Origin of the sequence: Pseudoalteromonas sp. M8 (genome assembly GCF_018141365.1) — a bacterium.
Lineage (GTDB): Bacteria > Pseudomonadota > Gammaproteobacteria > Enterobacterales > Alteromonadaceae > Pseudoalteromonas.
This window is the reverse complement of the sequence record NZ_CP047239.1, coordinates 1,175,960-1,199,168: the sequence shown is the minus strand read 5'-3', so window position 1 is coordinate 1,199,168 and position 23,209 is coordinate 1,175,960. Positions and strand designations below refer to the sequence as shown.

General features: G+C 43.3%; 22 protein-coding genes. 12 read left to right on the top strand and 10 right to left on the bottom strand.

The window, feature by feature from the left end; all coding sequences use genetic code 11:
- Positions 1 to 8: 8 nt before the first annotated feature.
- Entirely contained in the window at positions 9 to 674 is a 666-nt protein-coding gene (locus GSF13_RS04875) for a class I SAM-dependent methyltransferase (protein ID WP_010605596.1), read from the top strand.
- Positions 675 to 975: 301 nt separating this feature from the next.
- Here the strand turns inward: GSF13_RS04875 and GSF13_RS04870 are convergent, their stop codons facing one another.
- Entirely contained in the window at positions 976 to 1,518 is a 543-nt protein-coding gene (locus GSF13_RS04870; RefSeq protein ID WP_010605597.1) for a hypothetical protein, read from the bottom strand.
- Positions 1,519 to 1,691: 173 nt separating this feature from the next.
- On the opposite strand from GSF13_RS04870, the gene GSF13_RS04865 reads away from it, so the two are divergent.
- From GSF13_RS04865 to GSF13_RS04855, 3 genes are all read left to right on the top strand, one after another.
- Entirely contained in the window at positions 1,692 to 2,228 is a 537-nt protein-coding gene (locus GSF13_RS04865) for a lipocalin family protein (protein ID WP_211865410.1), read from the top strand.
- Between the two features lie 196 nt (positions 2,229 to 2,424).
- Entirely contained in the window at positions 2,425 to 4,353 is a 1,929-nt protein-coding gene (locus tag GSF13_RS04860) for an alkaline phosphatase PhoX (protein ID WP_010376054.1), read from the top strand.
- A gap of 66 nt (positions 4,354 to 4,419) precedes the next feature.
- Positions 4,420 to 6,075 (top strand): hypothetical protein, encoded by a 1,656-nt coding sequence (locus tag GSF13_RS04855; protein ID WP_010605599.1) that lies wholly within the window; start codon positions 4,420 to 4,422, stop codon positions 6,073 to 6,075.
- Between the two features lie 485 nt (positions 6,076 to 6,560).
- Here GSF13_RS04855 and GSF13_RS04850 read toward each other — a convergent pair whose 3' ends face one another.
- Genes GSF13_RS04850 through GSF13_RS04840 form a run of 3 tightly spaced genes read right to left on the bottom strand, consistent with a single transcriptional unit; the run spans position 6,561 to position 8,742 of the window.
- Entirely contained in the window at positions 6,561 to 6,893 is a 333-nt protein-coding gene (locus tag GSF13_RS04850; RefSeq protein WP_010605600.1) for a DUF3325 domain-containing protein, read from the bottom strand.
- Positions 6,893 to 8,476, bottom strand: a complete 1,584-nt coding sequence (locus tag GSF13_RS04845) for a PepSY-associated TM helix domain-containing protein (protein WP_211865409.1) — start codon at positions 8,474 to 8,476, stop codon at positions 6,893 to 6,895. The genes GSF13_RS04850 and GSF13_RS04845 overlap by 1 nt, the downstream gene beginning before the upstream one ends.
- Positions 8,473 to 8,742 (bottom strand): hypothetical protein, encoded by a 270-nt coding sequence (locus tag GSF13_RS04840; protein ID WP_227387983.1) that lies wholly within the window; start codon positions 8,740 to 8,742, stop codon positions 8,473 to 8,475. Before GSF13_RS04840 ends, GSF13_RS04845 begins: the two co-directional genes overlap by 4 nt.
- A gap of 237 nt (positions 8,743 to 8,979) precedes the next feature.
- On the opposite strand from GSF13_RS04840, the gene GSF13_RS04835 reads away from it, so the two are divergent.
- Together GSF13_RS04835 and GSF13_RS04830 are read left to right on the top strand one after the other, a co-directional pair.
- Positions 8,980 to 9,546, top strand: coding sequence for a uracil-DNA glycosylase family protein (locus GSF13_RS04835; RefSeq protein ID WP_010605603.1), 567 nt, complete (start codon positions 8,980 to 8,982; stop codon positions 9,544 to 9,546).
- Between the two features lie 199 nt (positions 9,547 to 9,745).
- Positions 9,746 to 10,102 (top strand): hypothetical protein, encoded by a 357-nt coding sequence (locus GSF13_RS04830; RefSeq protein WP_010605604.1) that lies wholly within the window; start codon positions 9,746 to 9,748, stop codon positions 10,100 to 10,102.
- A gap of 51 nt (positions 10,103 to 10,153) precedes the next feature.
- Here the strand turns inward: GSF13_RS04830 and GSF13_RS04825 are convergent, their stop codons facing one another.
- On the bottom strand, positions 10,154 to 10,999 hold the full coding sequence (locus GSF13_RS04825; RefSeq protein ID WP_211865407.1) for an SDR family oxidoreductase: 846 nt from the start codon (positions 10,997 to 10,999) through the stop codon (positions 10,154 to 10,156).
- A 103-nt stretch (positions 11,000 to 11,102) separates the two neighbouring features.
- On the opposite strand from GSF13_RS04825, the gene GSF13_RS04820 reads away from it, so the two are divergent.
- On the top strand, positions 11,103 to 11,876 hold the full coding sequence (locus GSF13_RS04820) for a LysR family transcriptional regulator (RefSeq protein WP_249122648.1): 774 nt from the start codon (positions 11,103 to 11,105) through the stop codon (positions 11,874 to 11,876).
- A 351-nt stretch (positions 11,877 to 12,227) separates the two neighbouring features.
- Positions 12,228 to 12,509 (top strand): DoxX family protein, encoded by a 282-nt coding sequence (locus GSF13_RS04815; protein WP_249122647.1) that lies wholly within the window; start codon positions 12,228 to 12,230, stop codon positions 12,507 to 12,509.
- A 300-nt stretch (positions 12,510 to 12,809) separates the two neighbouring features.
- On the opposite strand, the gene GSF13_RS24625 is transcribed toward GSF13_RS04815, so the two are convergent.
- The 4 genes from GSF13_RS24625 to GSF13_RS24610 form a co-directional block, all read right to left on the bottom strand.
- Positions 12,810 to 13,073, bottom strand: a complete 264-nt coding sequence (locus GSF13_RS24625; RefSeq protein WP_249122646.1) for a hypothetical protein — start codon at positions 13,071 to 13,073, stop codon at positions 12,810 to 12,812.
- Positions 13,042 to 13,356: an ABC transporter permease gene (locus GSF13_RS24620; RefSeq protein ID WP_249122645.1), complete on the bottom strand. Its 315-nt coding sequence runs from the start codon at positions 13,354 to 13,356 to the stop codon at positions 13,042 to 13,044. Before GSF13_RS24620 ends, GSF13_RS24625 begins: the two co-directional genes overlap by 32 nt.
- Positions 13,357 to 14,142: 786 nt before the next feature.
- Positions 14,143 to 14,271: a hypothetical protein gene (locus GSF13_RS24615; RefSeq protein ID WP_249122644.1), complete on the bottom strand. Its 129-nt coding sequence runs from the start codon at positions 14,269 to 14,271 to the stop codon at positions 14,143 to 14,145.
- A 572-nt stretch (positions 14,272 to 14,843) separates the two neighbouring features.
- Positions 14,844 to 15,074: a hypothetical protein gene (locus tag GSF13_RS24610; RefSeq protein WP_249122643.1), complete on the bottom strand. Its 231-nt coding sequence runs from the start codon at positions 15,072 to 15,074 to the stop codon at positions 14,844 to 14,846.
- Between the two features lie 366 nt (positions 15,075 to 15,440).
- On the opposite strand from GSF13_RS24610, the gene GSF13_RS24605 reads away from it, so the two are divergent.
- The 3 genes from GSF13_RS24605 (at position 15,441) to GSF13_RS04785 (ending at position 20,175) form a co-directional block, all read left to right on the top strand.
- Positions 15,441 to 15,629 carry a pirin-like C-terminal cupin domain-containing protein gene (locus GSF13_RS24605; protein ID WP_349251761.1) on the top strand — a complete coding sequence of 63 codons (189 nt, stop codon included), beginning with the start codon at positions 15,441 to 15,443 and terminating at the stop codon, positions 15,627 to 15,629.
- Positions 15,630 to 15,638: 9 nt separating this feature from the next.
- On the top strand, positions 15,639 to 16,622 hold the full coding sequence (locus GSF13_RS04790) for a glutathione S-transferase family protein (RefSeq protein WP_211865405.1): 984 nt from the start codon (positions 15,639 to 15,641) through the stop codon (positions 16,620 to 16,622).
- A 154-nt stretch (positions 16,623 to 16,776) separates the two neighbouring features.
- A complete protein-coding gene (locus tag GSF13_RS04785; protein WP_211865403.1) occupies positions 16,777 to 20,175 on the top strand; it encodes an ATP-binding protein in 3,399 nt (1,132 codons plus the stop codon).
- Positions 20,176 to 20,221: 46 nt separating this feature from the next.
- On the opposite strand, the gene GSF13_RS04780 is transcribed toward GSF13_RS04785, so the two are convergent.
- Positions 20,222 to 20,797, bottom strand: coding sequence for a DJ-1/PfpI family protein (locus tag GSF13_RS04780; protein WP_211865402.1), 576 nt, complete (start codon positions 20,795 to 20,797; stop codon positions 20,222 to 20,224).
- A 238-nt stretch (positions 20,798 to 21,035) separates the two neighbouring features.
- On the opposite strand from GSF13_RS04780, the gene GSF13_RS04775 reads away from it, so the two are divergent.
- Positions 21,036 to 23,201: a M3 family metallopeptidase gene (locus GSF13_RS04775; RefSeq protein ID WP_211865400.1), complete on the top strand. Its 2,166-nt coding sequence runs from the start codon at positions 21,036 to 21,038 to the stop codon at positions 23,199 to 23,201.
- Positions 23,202 to 23,209: the final 8 nt, after the last annotated feature.

The window sequence follows — 23,209 nt, the reverse complement described above, 5'->3', positions numbered from 1 at the left end:
AAATTTGGATGCCGACTTTTACGGGCGAAGAAGCCCAAAACTACGACTCTAGGATCACAAAACTGGTGCCAGGTTATGCGTTAATTCACCAACTTACCGGGGCGCAACTTTTAGCACTTTACCCAGATAGCGCAACCATTTTGGTTGTGGGTGCAGGGACAGGCAAAGAAATTGTAGAGCTTGCTCAGCTAAACCCGAGTTGGCGGTTTATAGCGCAAGATGTATCTGCTGATATGTTGGCAATTGCAGATCAGCATTTTACTAAGTTGGGCCTACAGGAGCGTGTGCAGATCCATCATGGCGCGATTTCACCACAGGCCTACCAAGCGGATGCAGTACTGTGCTTGCTGGTGATGCACTTTGTAAAAGATAACGGCGATAAAGCAAGCTTGTTTAAACAAATGAGTGAGCAGCTAAAGTCGAATGGGCGTCTTTTTATTGCCGACTTAGAAAAACCTGCGACAAGCTTTGAACGTGAAGCGCAATTAATTGTTTGCAAACAACTTGGGCTGACTGATGTTGGCGAGCAGCGTATGAGGGTGAATTTAGAGCATGAGTTTTACCCCGTGGATAAAATGCGCCTTGCAGAGCTGCTAGACACCGCAGGTTTTGGCATTGCCAAACCTTTCTTTAAAGCCCTTGGCTTTGCGGGCTTTGTGGTAGATAAGCAGTAGTTTTTATCTAAATAACCTGAGCTTCGGATAAATAAGCCAGACCATATTCGGGTGTGGCTTTCCATTCTTACTCTTTCAAAGTAGCTTACATTAAGTTAGTAAAATAGTGATCTATACCAAGCCAATTGCTGCCCCGCCACTGGCGTCACTGCGCTTTATCTAAACCTCAGGTCATTTACTTCTAAAAAGTTAGTAAAACTCTGATCTCAATGACCATGATGCGGAAGGGAGATCAGTATTTTACTTAGTAAAACACTGATCTATTCACGAATTGGTATGCTGTTTAGTTGCCGCCTAATATCTAACTTTGTCTTATTATATCTACTAACTTATTGATTTTTATATTACTAAGTTGGCGATAATCCAAAAATGGCGAAATGATAAGGCGCAAGTTATAGTCAACGGCGAACTCATCATCTAGCCAAATTAGATTGTTAGTAAAAATCTGATCTCTAAGCAATGATTTTGCATAGGTGCGTCCTGCAATTATATGCCAATCGTATGTTTTTGCTGAAAAATCAGGCGTTGAGAAGAGCAGGGCTTCTTGACTTGAAGCTTGAAGTAACGCGCTATCTCGATATGACTGCCAAGTTGAATAGTTAGTAATATCGTGATCTGGCAGCTTTGCAGCAAATAAAAACTTGGCAAAAACATTGAAGATTTTCCGCCAACCATTGCCGCAATGCGCATTAATATGTTCGATCTCCCTATTGGCTAACGCACTGACTTGCATCAAATTATTATAAGGTTCTATGCGTGGCGGATGTTCAATATAAAACGCAACCTTACCCGTTGCTACACCCAAACCATGAGTTAGTATTTTTTTGCTCTGTGCTGTATTCATCATACTTTGCTGCGATCTATTCATTTACACGTAAGTTTAAAATAAATAAAGTGAAATTGGCATGGTAAGGGTTTGAATTAAATTTTGCTTTTACTAGATAAAAATCGAACCTATCGTTAACCTTAGTGCTTGGTTACTACGTATGACATCAAGATGGAATATGGAGAACTTATATGAAAGTACGACAGTTATTTTTCACAGCGATTTTAGTGCTTGCAGTTTCAGCATGCACAGGGCTGCCTGAGGGCATCAAACCAGTTAAAGACTTTAATGTTGAGCGATATACAGGCACTTGGTATGAAATCGCGCGATTAGACCATTCATTTGAAAGAGGAATGCAGAACGTCACGGCAACTTATAGCCAAAATCCCGACGGTTCAATTAAAGTCATAAATAAGGGATATGTAACAGAGGAAGGAGAGTGGAAAGAAGCGGTTGGCAAAGCTAAGTTTGTTGCAAATGATGAAATAGCGCATCTGAAAGTGTCATTTTTTGGTCCGTTTTATGGCAGTTATGTGGTATTCGAGTTAGATGAAGACTACCAGTATGCATTTGTTACCAGCTACAATCGTGATTACCTTTGGTTGCTTTCTAGAGCACCTAAAGTGTCGGATACCGTAATGAACAAGTTTAAAACGATGTCAGAACAATATGGTTTTAACACCAATGAACTTATCTATATGAGACACGAAACCGTTCGAAAAGAATAGTGTAAACCCCCTTTACACTAAAGTTCCTTTTATGGGTATTTTAACTTGCTAACAGAAGGGAGGCTGTATGTGAGTTGAGTATAAGTGTCTTATTCCTGTAGGAAATGGTTAATAAATCATTCAGTCAACTGTAACAGGAACACTTCACACTGTTGCACGCTTTACAAAAAATAATACTTAGGAACTGGAGTAACTCATGAAGCGTGTAGCATATTCTCTTATTGCAGCAGCAGTTGCAATGGCACTTACAGCCTGTGATGGTGACGATGGAGCACAAGGTCCTGCGGGTCCTCAAGGTGAGCAGGGCACTGCTGGCCAAGACGGTGCAAACGGCACTAATGGATCGAATGGTACTAATGGCTCAAACGGCACAAATGGACAAAATGGTACTGACGGACAGGATGGTCAAAATGGACAAGACGGCCAAAATGGTCGTGATGGTAGTTACAGCGTACCAGGCCTTGTTCGCATCGCAACCGTCCCAGCTGGTGCTGAAGTAACTGGTCTATTTCTTTCTGAAGGGGGTGACTTGTTCTTCAACGTTCAGCACCCAAATGACACCAACACTGCTACTGATAAGTTCAATAGCAAGCCATTCAATACAGGTACTGTCGGTGTACTAACCGGTGTGAACTTTAATAATCTACCTGCAAATATCCCAAGCGCGCCAGTTCCAGCTTCGACCATGGAACAACAAACCGTGATTTCTGCAATTGGTCAATATCAAATTCTAGGCCAAACAGGTGACACATTCGCAAACCTTGGCACTAAAGGGTTAGCGGGTGGTTTGGGTGTACATTACAGCATCTCAACTGGTGAAGAAATCATTAAAAATGATAACCCTGATTTCAATGGTTATATTCCAGTCGATGCAAACACAGGTTATCTATTCACAAACTGGGAAGCGTACCCAGGTGGTGTCAGTCGTTTGAAAATGAGTAAAGCGACAACGGGTAAATGGTCAATCGAAGAAGCCATGATGGTAGACTTCGACGGTGTTAAAGGCACAGCAGCCAACTGCTTTGGTTCAGTATCACCTTGGGGCACACCGCTGACTTCGGAAGAATGGATTGTCTGGTCTGAAGTTGATTCAACACAAGATCCACAGTGGAATAATCCTGCTGAAACAGGCAATGACACAATGGAAGCGTTAATGGCACCTGATTTCCCTAACCCTTATCGCTACGGTTACATTGCGGAAATCAAAAATCCTACAACCGAAACGCCTGATGTTGTAAAACACTTCACAATCGGTCGTTATGAGCATGAAAACTCGGTTGTAATGCCTGACCGTCGTACTGTTTATTCATCACAAGATGATACCGGTGGCGTACTATTTAAATTTGTTGCAGATCAACCAGAAGACTTAAGTGCAGGTACCCTATACGCAGCAAAACTAACTCAAGATGCGGGCCTTACCGATCCGGCTGTAACTGGCTTTGACATTAGCTGGGTTGAGCTGGGTAGCGGCAGTAATGCACAGATTGAAACTTGGGTGGCTGAGTACGACGGCATCAATGAGACTGACTATGTTGAAGGTCAAACAAGCTATTTGTCTGTTGCTGATGTAAAAGCGTGGGCGGAAGGCGCTGCTACTTATCCAACAGTTGCAAACGGTGGCGGTAAAGTAACGGCAGGTAAAGCGATGGACAACCGCGCTATCTTCCTAGAGTCTCGTCAGGCTGCACGCCAAAAAGGCGCTACGGCTGAATGGCGTAAACTTGAAGGCTTAAGCATCAACCATAACCGCGTACTTGAGGCGGTAACTGGTCAAGATGTTGTTGCCGGTGAAGTGGTAGATAAAGCCTATATGTATATCGGTATCTCTGATATCGACAACACCATGATTGATGGCGAAGGTGACATGCAGCTTTCTGCGCGTGTTAAAGATTGTGGCGGTGTATACCGTGCACATATCGATAATAACTATAACCTAACTCGCATTGAGCCAGTTGTCATGGGCGCAACTTACCGCTCTTCACTAACTGGCGCTGAGCGTTGTGATGTCAATCAGCTTTCACAGCCTGATAACGTAATCGTTATGGAAGATGGTCGCATCATTATTGGTGAAGATGGCTTCCAAGAAAACAACACGCTTTGGCTTTATGACCCTAAAGCAAAATAATTAAGCAAGTAGCAGTGCACTGAATGGTGCGCTGCTTTTTTTTAGCAAAATTTTGGAGTCATAAAAATGAAATACGTTAGCCTAACTCTAGTGGCATTGACGAGCGTAGCCTTGTTTGGTTGTAATGATGAACAGACTCAAGGGCTAACCAATACCGCACTTATGTCGGCGCAAACTACAGCACCTTATAAACAGGGTGATGATATTCCTGCGGCCGCATTTATGCAGCACAATGAAGTCTATAACCCCGAATCAGTGATCCCTCCTCAGTGTTACACCAAAACGGATGGCGTGAATAACCCTTGTTATGCCTGCCATCAATCATATGATGAAAAAAACCGACCAAACATGATGCGCGATGCCAATTTACAAGGCGCTTATGAGTTTTCCGATCTTGGGTTTAAAAACCATTGGAAAAACCTGTTTAAAGATCGCTCTGAGCTTATCAAGGATATATCAGATCAAGATATTACTAACTGGGTCAACCAAGATAATTACACCCCTTTTATCGAAAAACTAAAAAATAACCCTGACTGGAAAGGTGAGATCACTCCACTTAACAACTTGGCATATCCAGAAAAAGCGTTCGATGAGCTTGGTATAGCAAAGGACGGCAGTGGCTGGGTGGCATTCAATTATAAACCTTTTCCTAGTACTTTTTGGCCAACCAATGGCTCGACGGGGGATGTCATGATCCGCCTTGCTGACGCCTTCAGAGAAAAAGGCGAAACGTATAATCAGGACGTTTACCTTGCCAACTTAAGCCTAGTTGAAATGGCTGTAAAGGGACTTGACGAAATATCAACGCCAGTGATTTCTGAATCGCGAGTTGGCGTAGATTTAAATGGTGATGGCAAACTCACGAAGATCACTAGCATGCTGCGCAGTGAACGTTACCTTGGTGATGCCAATACTATCGAGCTTGCTCATCAGTTATACCCACAAGACACCGAGTTTTTACATACCGTTCGGTATATTGGGGTGGATGATAATGGCCAAGTATTTAATGCGCCAAGAATGAAAGAAGTGCGCTACATGAAAAAGCACAACTTTAAATCCAAGCAATCACTCGGTGCTGCTTACTACAGAGAAGCGAAAGAAAAGTCATTCGAAAATTACCCACAAACGCTTTATTTGGGCGACCAAGGGATCAATAACAACTTCGGTTGGACGATTAACGGTTATATAGAGGATAAAAATGGCGCACTTCGTCCACAACATGAGCAAGAGCTTGCTTTTTGTAATGGCTGTCACAAAACCATTGGCTCAACCTATGACCAAACCTTCTCGTTTGCACGTAAAGTTGAAGGCAAACTGGGTTGGGGTTATATCAATTTAAAAGAGATGCAAGACGTACCTAACAAAGGCGAAGAGCAGGGCGAATTCTTGACCTATATGATGCGTGTTGGCGGCGGTGATGAGTTTAGGCAAAACCAAGAGATGCTAATGCGCTGGTTTAACGAAGATGGCACGGTAAACAGCAAAAAAGTGCAGTCTGCGAAGAACCTTTATGAATTGATCACACCATCAAAACCACGTGCGCTGGCGCTGAATAAAGCCTACTTAACCATTGTCAAAGAGCAAAGCTACCTGTTCGGTCGTGACGCCACTATAGTAAAAGCGCGTAATGTGCTTGAACAAGTCGATGATTCTCAACAGCCTCTAGAGCCAGAGCACCGATATGTGTGGGATATGCAGCTGGATTGGAATAAAGCCGAGTAAATCGTGTTCAGGGTAGGGGCGCTTCCTACCCTGAGTTGATAAAGGCTCAAAGATAAAGGGACTGGCACTGATAAACTGCCATCATCCTAAGAGGTAGTTTCAAATTGAAATTGCACGCTAATCTTCTTATCACATAGACCTTGAAGGTAAGATAAAGCTTAAGCTCGGATCAGAGCAGAATTACTCTTCTCGCTTTCTGGATCAGAATTTAACCAACCAACAGATTTCCTTTGGCGCTTAGATCAGAATTTTACTAAGTTAGTCCGATAACAAGACTACCAGATCATGTTTTTACCAACTGATTAAGCTAATTGAGCTCATTAGATCATGATTTTACTAACCTAACTTAGTTTGAGTTAGTAAATTTGCGGTGTATAGCGTCATTATTGCTGATATTTTATGCTAAATGATGTGGTTTCAAAGAGTTAACAAAGGAATGTTAGTAAAATTGTGATCTAAAAAAGGCGCCATTAGTGGCGCCTTAGTTAAAATATGATCCAATACAGCGTACTGAGCAGCATAGTGATAATGACTAGGTAAAATAGTGATCTGAAGTAACTAGGTTTGGTCGCAAAGATAGCGATAAGTAGTAATACTGCTAAGGTCATATAACCAATAAACTCTAAGCTACCGTAGGTCCCCTGAGTTTTAAGAGCAAGTGCTAAGCTGCCGCCGAGGCAGAGCCAGCCGGCAATGGTTAATTGACTTGTTACGTTACCTTTTGGACGTGTACCAAATACTTCTTTATAGTGATTGGGCTTTGCTACTGCAAAACCCATAAATGCTAGCAGGCAAAGTAAAAACGTTAGCCATTCCATTAGGCATTTACCTCGCGTTTTGCTTGGCGACGCGGTGTCGCTGGTGCTGCTTTGGTACTGCCGAGCTTTTTGGCTTGAACCAAGAAACCGAATGCGATACCAAGAGCCATCACATCAAAACCAAATAATACCCACTGACCATTAATGAAATAGCTCACGAGGCTGCCATCAGTCGTTAGCATGTTTACGACAGGCAGTAAGCCCCATATGATTGCATTTACTTTCGCAGATAGCATCCACGCGAGCCTATCCGACTTAAATAGAGCGGCCAGAGTGAATATTCCCCACGTAACAAAGAACGCCAGAACTTCTTTGTCTGCACGTCCTGTTAATTCTATTGGAAGCAAACGGTTTGCATAAAAGAACATTGCTGTTGCGGCTGGCAGCCCCATGATGGTGCCTAAATTGAGCGACTCCACAAGCCTAAGGCCTACACCCGGCTTGTCATCACCCTTGAGCTTTTGGCGTAGTCTTTTTGCCCACATAACAGCACCCGTTGCAATCATGGCACAACCTGCTAATCCAGCAACAAAGTATAGCCAACGTAACAGTGGCTCCGCTAAACGCCCGGTGTGCAGTGCTATCATTCCACCATAGAGGTTTTCAGCGCCAGACAGCGTCACATTGTGTGTTTTTAACAACTCACCAGATGCCGCGCTATACATCCAACTGGGCGGATCATCCTGCACTGCGCGTTGAGCATTGGCATAAAGCTTAATCGTTGCACTTGCATCCCCTGGCGATGAGATCACAATGCGGCGAAGCGGTGCGTCACCAGAGTTAGTAAAATAATGATCTAACGCTGTATTTAATGCGAGCCCCTTCAGTGGTTGTCCCGCCTCTTGGGTAGGGGCCAGAAATGGATAGCGTTCGGCTCTAAGCGTTTTTGTATCTTCAAAGCGCTGCTCGGCGGGCTGTGGCAGTAACATAAAAATGAGCGTCACTAGGCCGGTGTAAGTGATCATAATATGAAACGGTAATGCCACCACGGAAGAAACATTATGAGCGTCAAGCCAACTTCTCAGCCCTTTCCCATTTCTAAATTGGAATAGGTCTTTGAAAATGCGTTTATGGATCACCACGCCAGAAATAAGCGCAATCAACATAAACAGAGTTGCAAAACAGACTATCCAACGCGCGGTGATCGCGTTCATGTAATGCAAGTCAAAATGCAGACGGTAAAAAAAGTTACCGCCTCTAGTCTCCCTAAACTCAGGAAGTGCCTCCAGCGTTACTGGGTCAAGATACTCAGAGTGACGTTTTCCGCGCCTTTCTCCTTCGGCTGGCTTTTCGGAGTACATTAATAGCAGGCTTGGGCGACGCTCCGTCGGCATTTCAATACGCCAAGACTCGGCGTTTGGCGCTATATCTTGAAATCGTTCGATACTCTTTTTGACCGTTTCATTTTGTTGGGCACTATCATAATGAGGTAGATGGTGCGTTGCAGGTTGCGCCCACAGACTGATCTCATGTCTGAAAAAACTCGCAGTACCAGCAAAAAAGATTAAAAACAGCAACCAACAAACGAGTAAACCAACCCAAGTGTGTAGCCAAGTCATACTGCGGAAAAATGACTCTCTCACAGGGAGCCTCCAAAATGCGTCAAAGTACCGTAAAGAATACAAAGTAGTCCGATCATGCCAAGAAATACCTTTTTAAAAGAGCGGCATCCAAACACCCAAATAAAGACAATGGCGTAAAAGACGATGCCAGTTGTTAATGCATATAACAGCGCATCTAGGCGCGGAGTAGGTAAAGTTAAAGCCAATAAAGATGAAGCTAAAACAGTCACGTAATAGCCGCCGAAAATAGCGATGAAAAAGCGTGCAAGCACTTCAGCTCTGTACAAAATAGCCTTATTATTTGTGTTATCCCGACTAGGCATAGCACCCCTTTAAAAGACAGCAAACGTAATAGAATATTATCCAATAATTTGCATCTAAATGATAGTGATTCGCACTTGTTTTAAATTGAGTGGAGTCGTTTTAACGACTAAGCACTTTAAGTTTTGTTGGTTAAATGGGGTTTTGAATATGGCTATGCCATAATGACCCTTGGTGTCATTGGGTAAAATAAGTAAGGAAAGATGGATATTTTTGAACGTGTTAGGCAGTGCAAGCTTTGTGATAAAGCGCTTCCCATGGGGGCAAAACCTATCATCCAAGGCAGTTATAAGGCCAAAGTCTTAATTATAGGCCAAGCGCCGGGTTTAAAAGCACATCAAACCTGCCAGCCGTTTAATGACCCAAGTGGAGATAGATTGCGAGACTGGCTGGGTGTAAGTCGAATACAGTTTTACAACCCTGAACTCTTTGCCATTATGCCAATGGCATTTTGTTACCCTGGTAAAGGGAAATCTGGAGATTTACCACCACCTAAAATCTGCGCGCCCACGTGGCATTCTCAGGTGCTAGCTACACTCAGCCACGTATCGCTGACACTACTTATTGGGCAATATGCGCAAAAATGCTACTTAACGCAATATTCATCAGTAACTGAGATGGTAAAAAATGCTGACTTTTCCAGTCAAAGTCATTTGCCATTACCTCATCCCAGCCCTCGTAATCAGATCTGGTTAAAAAAGCACGACTGGTTTGAAAAAGACAGTGTACCGCAGTTAAAGACAAGAGTTTCAGCTGCGCTATCATCTTGATAATGCGTTAATTAAATTTTCACTTAATGCTTTAGGGTTAGGTTTAAAATCAAAGGCAATCTGATAGGTTTAAAACTAAGGAATAAAGGTCATATCAGCTAATATTTATCACCATTTAGTTGCGTAATTACGAGTATTACCTCATACTCCAGCCTGTTTACATAACAAACACTTTTTAACATTTTCAAAGGACTTGATAATGATATACAAAACTACCGGTTGGGCTGCTGTACTCCTTTCTCTCGTCGCATTTTATCCAAGTATGCAACCTGGTGCGTTTTCCGTTATAGGCTTCTACTTATGCCTGTTCTCCCTCATTATCGCAGCATTTGCGAGCCATATGGATAAACCGATTTATTTTCGCAGCGTGATCACACTGTCTCTTGTTAATATCTTATTAGTGAATGATGGTACTCGTGCAAGCCTTTGGTTTGGCCAAAGCGACTGGGTTTATATCGGCTCTATGTACGGTATCTTTTTAGTCGTGGTGAGCATTTGTGGCTTTTTAGTGAGTCGAGACTTATTGATATCAACCTTAGAAGGTAAGGTTGAGTAAAAAATAAGTGCACAAGCAAAGCCCGTGCACAAGATCAGCGGTAAAATATGCTTAATTTTTTGCGAGCGACTGGGCCACCGTTGTGGTCGGGCGACCAATCAACTGGCTGAGCGCATTACTCTGGGTTGCCAAATATCCTTGTTGCGCTTGTGCCTCCGCGTCAACCAATAACGCAGCAAACGCCGCTGGTACGCCGAGAGCAACCAAGTGGGCCAAATATTCTTCGTCAGATACAAACTTTGCTTTTACTTCAACTTGAGTATGCTTTGACACCGCTTGTGCCAAACCTTCAATTGTAAATGCGTTATCGCCAGCCAGCTCATAGACGGAATTGTCGTGGCCAGCGCTACTTAATATGGTGGCAGCAGCCAATGCGTAGTCTGCACGAGCAGCACTGTTGATCTGAGCTTGCGGCGCGATTGAGGTAATCGCATGATTTGCTGTAAATACAGGTACTAAATCAGTGTAGTTCTCGTTATACCATCCATTTCTTAGCATGCTATAAGCCACGCCGCTTGCTCTCAAATACGCCTCTGTTTCTTTGTGCTCTTTAGCCAGCTCTAGTGGTGAATTGTCCACATTCAAAATGCTGGTATAGGCAATTAAGCGCACTTGGTTTTTCACTGCGGCGTCAATAACTGCTTTGTGTTGAGCTGTTCGGCTTCCGATCTGATTGCCTGAGATCAGCAGCAGTTTTTCAACACCTGTAAGTGCTGCGTCAAGTGTGTGCGGTTTGTCGTAATCAGCTTGCCTTACGGTGACCCCTAAATTGGTGAGTGCCTTTCCTTTATCGAGATCTCTAACTAGAGCCACGATGTGCTTAGCTGGTATCTTTTGTGCCAAAAACTCGATAACTAATTGACCTAATTTGCCTGTTGCGCCTGTGATTGCGATCATGATGTATACCTCTTTTGAAAATGAGAATGTATTGGATGTGGCTATTATGCGTGGTAATTTTTGTTATCATAAGTGGGTTAATTCGATATGGTGAGTTCTGAAATTGAGTACAATAGACTTAAATGCATTAAAACTATTAGCAATATTTGCAACGGTTGTGGATGCGGGAAGCTTTGCTCAAGCTGCGCGAAAGCTCGCGACTAGCCGTTCTAGAGTGAGTGAACAAGTGTCCCAGTTAGAGACCATGCTGGGTGTTCGACTACTGCAGCGTAGCACGAGGCAACTCACGCTAACGCGAGAGGGGCGTGACATTTTGGCTCAAGCGCATTCATTGCACGCTATTTTGGATGATGTTGAGGTATTGCTCGATAACAAAGAGCCTCATGGTATGGTCTCAATAACCATGACACACGACACCGCACATAAGTTTCTGTTACCAAAACTTTCTGAGCTCACGGCGCGATATCCGAAGATCCAATTAAATATCATCGTTGATGATGACAAGCGCGATATTATTAACGACCAAATAGATCTCGCCATCAGGGTTGGCTTTCCTAAAGACAGCGCACTGATTGCAAGGCAATTACATCAAGAATGTTTTAAGCTCTATGCAAGTCCTAAACTGATAGCATTGCATGGGTTACCAAGCAAAGACACACAGCTAAACCAGCTACCTTGGTTACTGTTAGAGCAGGCTAAATCAACGGGGATGACGCAGTTTTATCGCAGTGGTGAAGCCGTAAACTTTACACCAACTCAAGTGCATTGGTGCAATTCCCCTATGCTGTTACAACAAATGACAGTATCAGGGTTAGGAGTTGCGCAATTATTGCCTTCTACTGTGAAGCAAGAAGTTGAACGCGGGAGTTACAAATGATCTGTCCAGAGCTAAGTAGCGAGCAACTGGTGTTTTCTCTCGTTTATCCATCACGTAAACAAATTCCGCCTAGAACACGGGCGGTGATTGACTACCTATTGGAAGCGAATCTGTTTGGATAGCTTTAATTCTTTTCAATAGAATGATGTATGATATTTTTACTAATTTAATTTGAGTTTAAAAATAGCCAGTTAGAACATCCCTTATCCAAACCTCAGGCTAATTAACATCATTAAACCGAACAGTACAATGGCATCAGTATTATCTTTATTTGGCCGAGTAGGGCTACCAGCCATTTTTATACTGGCTGTGATTAATAAAATCTAATACTTCGAAGGTAATGCTGCATACATGGCTTCAAGCGGATTACTAAGCGAGCTGCTGCCATTGGTTATAGCCTTTGAATTGATAGGAGGGCTTTTCATTCTTGCGGGGGCATTTACTCAGCTGACAGCAATTGCATTTGCAGGATTTAGTATTGTTAGTGCGTTGCTATTTCACTTTGATCTGGCCGACCAAATACAATTCTTAATGTTTTTTAAAAATATTGCAGTGGCTGGTGGCTTTCTCGCACTCGCCGCGTCAGGTGCTGGTAAATTCAGCATTGATAGTAAGCTAGTAGAGAGTAAGTAACCTGAGCTGCGGATAATTAATGCCTTTCTAGCAGCCAGTTTTAGCGCTAACTGCGTTGAATTCACTTCCAATAGCCAGCTATTGGTGCGTAAATTCGCCTTGCCTACAGGATGTAGGTACCTTAGCGAGAGCAGGACGCGGAAGCGGTGTTTTCCCTAAAACTCTCTGGCTAGACAAGGAAAAAACTAAGTTGTGCTTTAGCAACAATGAGTTGGAACATTCCTTATCCAAACCTCAGGTTAAGTAATTACGAAATAAAAGCGCACAAAGGTTGGGACCGTGCGCTTTTAGTTGTTCCTGTTAAGCCTGCTTAAATTTAATTTGCGCGACAAAGAATAATGCAAGCGTTTGTGTAATTAGGACGGCCACATGGAGATAAACTGGAAAACCCAAGGTGGCATCAATGGTCGAAAGCGCCAATTGGGAAATATGGAAAGTTGGCAACAGCCAAGCAAACCATTGCATCGCTTCAGGGAATAACATGATAGGCAGCCACAGGCCAGAAAGCAACGAGAGTGGTAGGTAAATTAAGTTAACCACCGCAGGTGCCGCTTTTGCTGACACTGACAGCCCCAACTAACAGCCCTAACATACACAAAGGCAAGGTGCCGAGCAGGGCAATGGCAATCACGAGTAACCATTGAGCTAAACTTAAGGACACGCCGGAAAATAATGCCAGCAAGCTCATTAGGCAGGCTACGAGCAATGAAAAAGCCGTCGCACTCACACATTTTGCGAGCAGATACTGATAGGGAGAAACGGGAGAGAGCTGCTTGAGTATCAGCCAACCATTTTGCTTTTCAAGGGCGACGTTAACGCCAAAGGAAAATAGCGCAGGTCCTATCATGCAAATATCAGATAATTGATATACATATAGTTATGGGAGTCATGATGACTGAACACCACGCCGAAGAAAAGATAAAACAAGCAAGGAAATAGTGTGGCTGGGATCACAAAACCCTTACTTCTAAATGTGCTCAAAAGTTCAGTTTTTGCTTTCAAGTATAAAGGATGCTGTGTTTATCATGGTTAAGCGCTCCTAGCATTCATTAGGGATAAATAAGCTTCTTCGAGGCTCATTGGGGCTACATACAAATTGCGGATAGAAAATTTTTCTAATACCTGCTGCACAATATGGTTTGGCTCATCCGTCAATATAGTGAACTGATCGCCTTTAACATGCAGATCTATCATAGGAAATGCGTTAACCAGTGCAGCAGCAGGCAGGTCGCTGGTGAACTTGATTTGTGAGCGACGATAGGTGTTGGCAAGCTCAGGTATGTCGTTAAGCTTGGTACATTTTCCTTCTTTAACACTAATAATTCATCCGCTAATGCTTCTGCTCGTGAAGATAGTGTGTGGTAAGAAGTACCGTTTTATTTTGCTGTTTTAATGTGCGTATGGCCTGCCACAGTTGCTGCCTCGACTCTACATCCATACCAACACTAGGTTCATCCAAAAAACAATGTCGGATTGCCTGCTAGTGCAATTGCCATAAACAGTCGTTGCTTTTGACCTCCAGATAACGTGTCGAAAGTTTGTTCTAAAAATGGTGCTAATTGGCAGAGTGAAATTAATCGCTCCAATGGAATTGGGGTTTGATGGTAACTTGCAAATAACGCCAGAAACTCCCTCACCTTGTTTGCAGAGGTAGCCCGCCTAACTGCATCATGGCACCCACGCGCTGGCGACAAAAATCAGACTCAGGCTGATGGCCAAAAACTGAAACTCGTCCTGATGTGGGTCTTAGTCTGCCAAGCATTATATTGATCAGGGTGGTTTTTCCTGCGCCATTTGGACCAAGAATGGAATAAACCTTACCTGTTCAAGCGTAAGGTTTAGGTCTGATAATATTGGCTTAGTATTGTGTATGCAAAACTGATATTGATAACTCAATGGCGTTGCGCATCGTCTTCGCTCCTACTGAACTGTACGATTTGCAGTATGCGCTGCTATAAGATGAAGCGTGAGTGAGGGTTGTCAGAAAATAAAATGACAAATGTCAGAACTTAAAAGGTAACTCACAGGCATTGCAGCACCTGTGAGTATTCAAGTATTACAGCCCCGTCATTTTTGATAAATGCGTAGAGAGGGCAAGTTGGATCTTAGTGTCAGGGCCTTTACAGTAAACAAAGCCTCTTCAAAATCGCCTTTTGAAAAGCTATCGTGAATGTTATTCGACAGTGCATAAGGCTCACTTGGCATGCGGTAAATGGGAAGATCATCCGATCCATGCCGCCATCACCATCTTCGTCATGGATCACGTGATCGCATACTGGCCTGCAGGCACGCCTTCAAAAGTGACCGTCGTGGTAGGAGTTTGTGGTGTGACAATCAGCTTGCGAAAAAGTGAGCGTCTGGATCATTCACATTTTTATCGCTGTGGTAGTCAGCGCTATTGTCAAATAACAGTACTAGCATTTGACCATCGGTATTGGTCACATCAGTGATCTCAACCGTAAGATTCGTTGGGGGACCTGCAACCGTATTTACGCTTACCGGACTTGTTGAACTACACGCCGCAAGTAGTGCCAGCGCAAACAACAATAAACTTAGGGACCTCATCCTTTGCTCCTATTAAGGGTTAAATTGTAGCTCCACAAGCTTGTCAGATAATTGTGTAAATACTGTTAAAAATTGTTAGGTGAGAGCAATGTTAAAGACTGTTCTGACCAGTGTGACTACGCGTTGTAATAGATTGGAACAATCATTCGACGCAATAGAACGAAATAGCCAAATTTGACTAATTTTATTCTCGCGCAGGTTTGGTAGGCTAACTATTAAATAATTGCGCTGAACTGATTATTCCAAGTTCAGGTTAACCCGAGAGCTATTATGAACATTATCCGACGAACAAAGCACAGGCAACACAAGAGGTGCTGGCGTAAATATTAACCGCATCGCTGGATTTGAAACTATGGGGAGCAAACGTTGCTTGAGCTTGACCCAAGTCAAAACCTCGCTCTCCTCGCGACGGATGATGTTGGCTTTTTGATCCTTGCAGGGCAGCCGATTAATGAAAAAATAGCGCATATGGGACCATTTGTGATGAATACCCAAGAGGAGCTTCATCAAGCGGTAAGAGATTATCAACAAGGACGCTTCGGCGATATTGTATAGGGGGTTTACATGGGATTATTAATTGACGGTCAATGGCACGATAAGTGGTATGACACAAAAAGTAGCCAAGGCAAGTTTGAGCGTGAGTCTGCAAAACTAAGAAATTGGGTAACAGCAGACGGCAGTGCGGGGCCAACGGGTAAAGCGGGTTTTAAAGCCGAATCCGGACGCTACCATTTGTATGTTTCCCTTGCGTGTCCTTGGGCTCATAGAACGCTTATTTTCAGACAGCTTAAACAATTAGAGGCGCATATTGATGTATCGATTGTAGACCCTGATATGTTAGATCAAGGTTGGTGTTTTACCAGTCAGCGTCCAGAAGTCGGTGATAGCCTGTATCAGCTCAGTTTTATGCATCAGCTGTATACGAAAAAAGACCCAAATTATTCGGGTCGAGTCACGGTGCCAGTCCTTTGGGATAAACAAACGGAGCAAATCGTGAGCAACGAATCGAGTGAAATCATTCGTATGTTTAATCGTGCCTTTAACCAGATAACGGGAAACGACACCGATTATTACCCAGAGGCGCTACAGCATGAAATCGATGAAATAAACGACTTTGTTTATCACAACATCAACAATGGCGTATATAAGGCCGGATTTGCCACAACCCAAGATGCTTATCACAGTGCGGTAAGCGCGTTATTTAACGCGCTAGATAAGCTCGAAGCAAGACTCGCTGCGCAACGTTATCTTGTGAAAGGACAATTAACGGAAGCCGACTGGCGATTATTTACGACTCTCATCCGTTTCGACAGCGTGTACCATGGTCACTTCAAGTGCAACATTAAGCAAATCGAAGATTACCCCAATATTTCTGCGTACGTACGTGACTTATATCAACATCAAGGTATTGCAGATACAGTTGATTTTTACCACATTAAAAGGCACTACTACTTTAGCCATACGATGATCAATCCAACCCAAGTGGTACCAGAAGGGCCAAGCATTGATTATCACCGTTTTCATAACCGTAAAGGCATCACATTGTAAATAACCTCCGTGTGCAGGGTAAGTAATCTTTGTCTTTGTTTCTATTTGGACTAGATTTAATAATGCGTTTGCTTGTAGCTGCCCTTTGTGCTTAAGTGCAAACGCATTTTAGGTCTTTATGCCTAACAGTTAGGCCACTGTCCAAGGAGAAAATGTGTCTTCTTCCAATATTGCTAAGGGCGCTATTGTACTGCTGCTCGCCGTAATGGTGAGTGCCATCTTATATTTTGAAAACAGTATCCATCGTGACCTGAACGAGAGCTTTTATCAGCGATTGGAGCAAGTTCATTCGGCGCAAAACAATATTTATTTGGGAGAGATCGACGATAACCGCCGGTTTCTTTATTTTCTGCTAGACACCCCGCCAATTCAGGGGATCGCCAGAGCGGAAAAAAACGATGGTATCGACCCTCAAGAAAACACGCCGCTTGATGTTTGGCGGGCACGACTAAGTACGATTTTTAGGTCAATGTTATATTCGTATGATGGCCTTAACCAAATCCGCCTACTTGACGCCCATTCTGGGATGGAAATGGTTAGGGTTGAGCGGCAACTAGGCCAAGTGATCACGGTCCCTGATAGCAAATTACAAGATAAAAGTAAGCACGACTATTACGTTCAAGCACTGCAACTGCCAGAACGTACTATCTATTCCACAACAATCAACTTAAATCGCGAGCACGGACAAATTGTTACGCCTTTTCAACCAACCAAACGTTTTACTTTACCGACTTACGATATAGATAACGACTTATTTGGTATACTGATTATCAATACCAATGCTGAAAAAATGATAGATAGAATTGTCTCTCAAGCGCCAAGTATGCAACAAGTGATGCTCTTAGACGCAGATGACTCATTTATTTATCACCCAGAATTTTCGCTACGATACAGCAAAGATATAAACCCCGAAATCAACTTTCAAACATTATATCGCGTGACGCCATGGTCCAATAAAATCCAACTGGTGGAAGAAAAATCAACGGGAGAGCAGTTTCTTGCGCTCATTAGCAAGGTTGAAGGGGCTAACTTTAACAACTTAGAAGTTAAGCTCGTTAATCTTATCCCTTTTGCTGTTTATCAGCAAAGCCTCAATGAAAAACGATTAACCACCTATGTTTTACTCGCTATTGCCTGCGGTGTATTCGCTCTAGTCTTTTTTGCATTTTGGCAATATACGAGCAGTTTACGTGCGCTCGATTCAACGCGAGCAGAGTTTAAGGCGATTTTAGATGGTGCATCAGATGGTGTGCTTGGCTTTGATAGCAACTTAAAGCTCACCAGCTTTAACGAGTCAGCACAGCGCTTCTTTAAACAGCTGAATAACAGTCGTTTAGGTAACAACCCACAGTTTTTGCCAGAGGCTGTGCATCAGTTTTTATTTCACTATGCCAATATGGTTTTACAGGGCGAAGTGGTGGAGTCTAAGTCATTACAACTAGACTTAAATGCCCATGAAAACATCTGGCTTTCACTTAGTTTGTCTCCAATCTACGCAGGAAATGGACGCATTCAGGGGGTTGCACTATTTGTTGAAGACATCACTGTGAAAAAAGAAGCGGAAGCACAGTTAGTTGGTGCAAATGAACGACTAGAGCAAGAGGTGAAGGAGCGCACCAAAGAGCTGGTGGACGCTCGGGATAAAGCAGCGAAAGCGTCAGAAGTGAAAAGTGCATTTATTTCTACTATCAGCCATGAAATGAGGACGCCTCTCAATGGGATTTTAGGATCACTAAACTTGGTGAGAAAAGAGCCCGTTACTAAGCACCAACATAAGTACCTAGAAATGATGGAAACGAGCTCGACTACGCTTTTGTCGTTAATTAATGATGTACTGGACTTGTCGAAGATAGAAGCGGGTAAGCTGGATATTGATAATGAACCATTCAACCCGCTCTCTGTCATTGAACATGTCGCGCTGTCTATGTCGGCGAAAGCCAAAGAACAGGGTATCACTTATATTTTGGACCAAACTGGTTTAGCGCATATTGAACTGTGTGGGGATGCGGCGCGCGTTAAACAAATAATTTATAACCTCCTTAGTAACGCAATTAAATTTACTAAAAAAGGTCATGTGAAATTGACCGTTATCACCGAACAGTTAGACGACACGGTATGGCTTAAAGTCATAGTTGAAGACACTGGGGTTGGAATTGAAAAAGCTAATCAAAACAAGCTATTTCAATCGTTTAGTCAAGAATCAGCTAATACCTCGAACGAGTTTGGTGGAACAGGCCTTGGACTCTCTATTTGTAAGCAGTTAGTTGAAAAAATGCTCGGTCATATTCATTTTGAGAGTGAAAAGTTTAAAGGCAGCAAGTTTTGGTTTGAATTACCCTTTTCTAGTGCGCAAACTAAGCCCATCAACGTGCCTGAAGTATTGGCCGGAAAAACAGCCTCTGTGCTCAGTAAAACCAAATTGGAGTCAGACTCTATCGCTAAGCTTATCGCTAAATGCGGTGGCGAGTACGTTGATAGAGAGACACAGAGTGATATATGCATCATTACCAATGAGCAAGATTATATGCAAATGAAATCAGCTCAAAATCATTTTGAGAAACTTATTTTAGTGGGGGATGAGCTTCAGAATATTAACGATGCTGATAACATAGTGCATATCACTTCACCGCTTCGGGTTGGAGAATTTGTCGCGCTATTTGACTTAAATAAAGCAATTCGATTACAGCCTAGCTTGAAGAAGTCAGGTGAGACAGTCGCATTAAGTGGTAACTTGGTCGCGGGCTGTCACTTCTTGGTGGTAGACGATAATCAAATCAACCGGATTGTGGCAAAAGGTATTTTGGAAGGACAAGGTGCTAAGGTGAGTTTTGCCGTTGATGGTCAAGATGCTGTGAATAAACTACTGTTATTTGAGCATCAAGAGGTTGATTTTGATGCAATCTTTATGGACTGTAATATGCCAGGAATGGATGGTTATCAGGCCACAAGAGCGATCCGTCAAGGTCAAGGTGGCGATAAGTATAAAGATGCGATCATTATTGCGATGACTGCCAGCGCCCTTGCGGGTGAAAAAGAACGTTGTCTCAATGCAGGAATGGATGAGTTTGTGACTAAGCCTGTGGTCGTCGAACAGTTATTTGACGTGCTAGATGTGCTAGGTGTGCATGCTAAGGATGATGACTCTGTGCTTATTCACCCGTTTGAAAGCGTGGCAGAAGAGCAAACGGGCATGCCGATAAACGAAGCTGACGTGCTCGAGCGCCTCTCTGGAGATGAAGAATTACTTAAAAAGGTGTACACCTTATTCTTGAACGACTCTGAAAATCAAATGCAACAGCTTAGATTGAGTATCAAAAATAGTAATTGCGACGCTTCGGCAAGGTACAGCCATGCACTTAAAGGTCAAGCTGGTGATTTAGCTGCAGAAACACTCTTTGATCTGCTCGATAAAATAGAGACTTATGCGCGTGAGCACCAAGCTGGGCAGTGTAAATCACACTTGGAACAGGCGCAAAGTGAATACGATAAAGTCGTCGTATTTGCGAAAAAGCGCGTGAGTGAGTTAGAGTTCGCAGATATCAACAATGGCTAGAGTGAGCGAGGCCTTCGTTTAATAATGGTGGGTTTACTCATCATTATTAACTTCTAGGCCAGTCATAATCCATTTGGGTTGCGGTCTTTCTTGCTACCGATTGCCCAAAGCGCTTTTTCACCAGTTCTAGACTCATATCGATACCTGCCGAAATACCCGCTGAGCTAGTAAAATTCTGATCCATTACAAACCTTACGTCCTCAACGACTTCTAAAGAGGGATATTGTTCTCTCAAATCGTCGATATCCTGCCAGTGGGTGGTGACTCGCTTGCCATCAATAAGGCCTGCTTCGGCATATAAAAACACACCTGTACAAACAGATGCACACTGAGAGGTATGGTTCGCTGTTTCTGCAAGCCAATTAAGTACGTTGTGATCACTGCAAATTTGGTGATGCAGTCCGCCGACTACGATGAGCAAATCAAACTTTGGGTGCGAGTAGATACTGTAATGGGGGTTTACACTCATGCCGCCACGCGAGGTAACAGGAACATGACTTGGCGCGACAAAGCTGACGTTAATTGGGGTTTCGATAAATCGCTTTGCGGTATTGAATACCTCAAATGGGCCACAAAAATCTAAACACTCCGCACCGTCATAGATGAAAATACCAACTTCCATTATTTTTCCCTACAGATCAGTTTTTTACTAACTTGGCTGATTTTAGTTAAATTTTCAAGGTAAATTGTAACAACCCATGAAAAAACTCCACTCACTATAGTTTTAGTGTCTTTAAGCTACTATGAGTACTAGCATTTTTGCTCTATCGCAGGGAACCTTGTTTCTCCCGCAAAGCGATTGCACTTTTAGAGACGATCCGTAATATCTATCCCACGATAACAACAAGCGATGAAACAATATGTTCAAACCTTCCATCACATTATTAAGTGCAGCTGTATGTTTAGCCCTTGCGGGTTGTGCGGGCACAGCAGACCAAAGCCAAGAACCAATAAAATCACTGCAAAGTAAGCAATATGATAACGTGCTTTTGCAGGAGTTTTCAGGTCCTTATCAAGGCGTTCCTCATTTTGACAAAATGAAGCTTGAAGATTTAGAAGCTGCGCTTGAAATTGGTATGGCTGATAATTTGAAAGAAATTGAAGCAATAGCCAACAATCCAGCTAAGCCAACTTTTGAGAACACCATTGTTGCACTAGAAAGAGCGGGTGCTCCTTTAGATCGTGTTTTTACCTACTACGGCCTTTGGAGTGCAAATATTTCAAGCCCGGAGTTTAGAGAAATCCAATCGCGAGTTGTGCCTAAGTTTTCAGAGTTCAGCTCTAAAATCACCCAAAACCAAGCGCTTTTTGAACGGGTAAAAGCGGTATACGAAGGCGCTGAATATAAAAAGCTAACGGCAGAAGAGCAGCGTATTACTTGGATGCGTTATAACGGCTTTGCCCGCAATGGAGCGACGCTAAAAGGTGAAGACGCTAAGCGTTACGCGGACATTAATCTTGAGCTATCAAAGCTACATACTAAATTTGCAAACAACGTCCTTGCAGATGAAGAAAACTATGTAGTCTATCTCACTAAAGACCAGTTGTCAGGTTTGCCTGAGTCGTTTGTTGCGTCGGCAGCGGCTGCTGCAAAAGCGCGCGGTAAGGCGGACATGTACGCGATCACCAACTCTCGTTCATCAATGGATCCATTTTTAACCTACTCAACAGAGCGTGAGTTACGCGAGAAAGTATGGAACAACTACTATAACCGTGGCAACAACGGTGGCGAGTACGACAATAAAGCGATTATCTCTGACATCCTCAAGCTTAGACATGAACGCGTTAACTTACTCGGCTACGATAATTACGCGCAGTGGCGTCTTGAAGACCGCATGGCGAAAAAGCCTGAAAACGCGATGGCGCTGATGAAAAAAGTATGGCCTGCTGCAATTGCGCGCGTGAAAGAAGAAGTAACAGACATGACATCTATTGCTAAGCTTGAAGGCAATGATATAAAAATCATGCCATGGGATTACCGTTTCTACGCTGAGAAGGTTCGCCAAGCTAAGTATCAATTGGATTCAAACGAAGTTAAAGCCTATTTACAGCTAGATAATTTGCGTGAAGCGATGTTCTATGTAGCAGGCCGTCTGTTTAACTTTGAATTCACCGAAGTGCCAAAGGGCTCGGTGCCTGTATTCCACCCTGACGTTCGTGTTTGGGAAGTAACAGACAAAACCACTGGTGATAATATCGGCCTTTGGTATTTAGACCCGTTCGCACGTAAAGGTAAACGCTCTGGTGCGTGGGCCATATCATATCGTAGCCATACAACATTTGATGGTAAAACAAATGTGCTTAGCTCAAACAACTCGAACTTTGTGAAAGCACCAGAAGGTGAAGCGACCTTAATTTCTTGGTCAGATGCAGAAACCTATTTCCACGAGTTTGGTCATGCGCTGCATGCGCTTTCATCAAACGTGAAGTATCCAAGTTCAAACTCTGGTGTTCGTGACTACACCGAGTTCCAATCTCAGTTATTGGAGCGTTGGTTGGCGACAGACGAAGTGATCAATCGTTACTTAGTTCACTATAAAACAGGCAAACCTATGCCTAAAGCGTTAATCGAGAAAATCAAGAAGTCAGCAACCTTTAACCAAGGTTTCGCGACGACTGAATACCTTGGTTCGGCTATTATGGATATGCTTTTCCATACCACAGATCCAGACAAGATTGGCGACCCTGTTGCATTCGAAAAGTCTCAGTTAGGTGCGCTAGGTATGCCGGACGAGGTCGTGATGCGTCATCGTACGACTCACTTTGGTCACGTATTCTCAGGGGAAGGTTATTCAGCGGGTTACTACGGTTACCTGTGGGCTGAGGTATTAACTTCTGATGCAGCAGAAGCGTTTGCTGAAGCGCCAGGTGGCTTCTACGACAAAGACGTTGCACAGCGTTTAGTGGATTACCTATTCTCAGTTCGCAACTCAATGGATCCAGCAGAAGCGTATCGCAAGTTTAGAGGCCGTGACGCTGAAGTTGAAGCGCTTATGCGTGATAGAGGCTTTCCTGTAGAGCAGTAAAAAGTTTA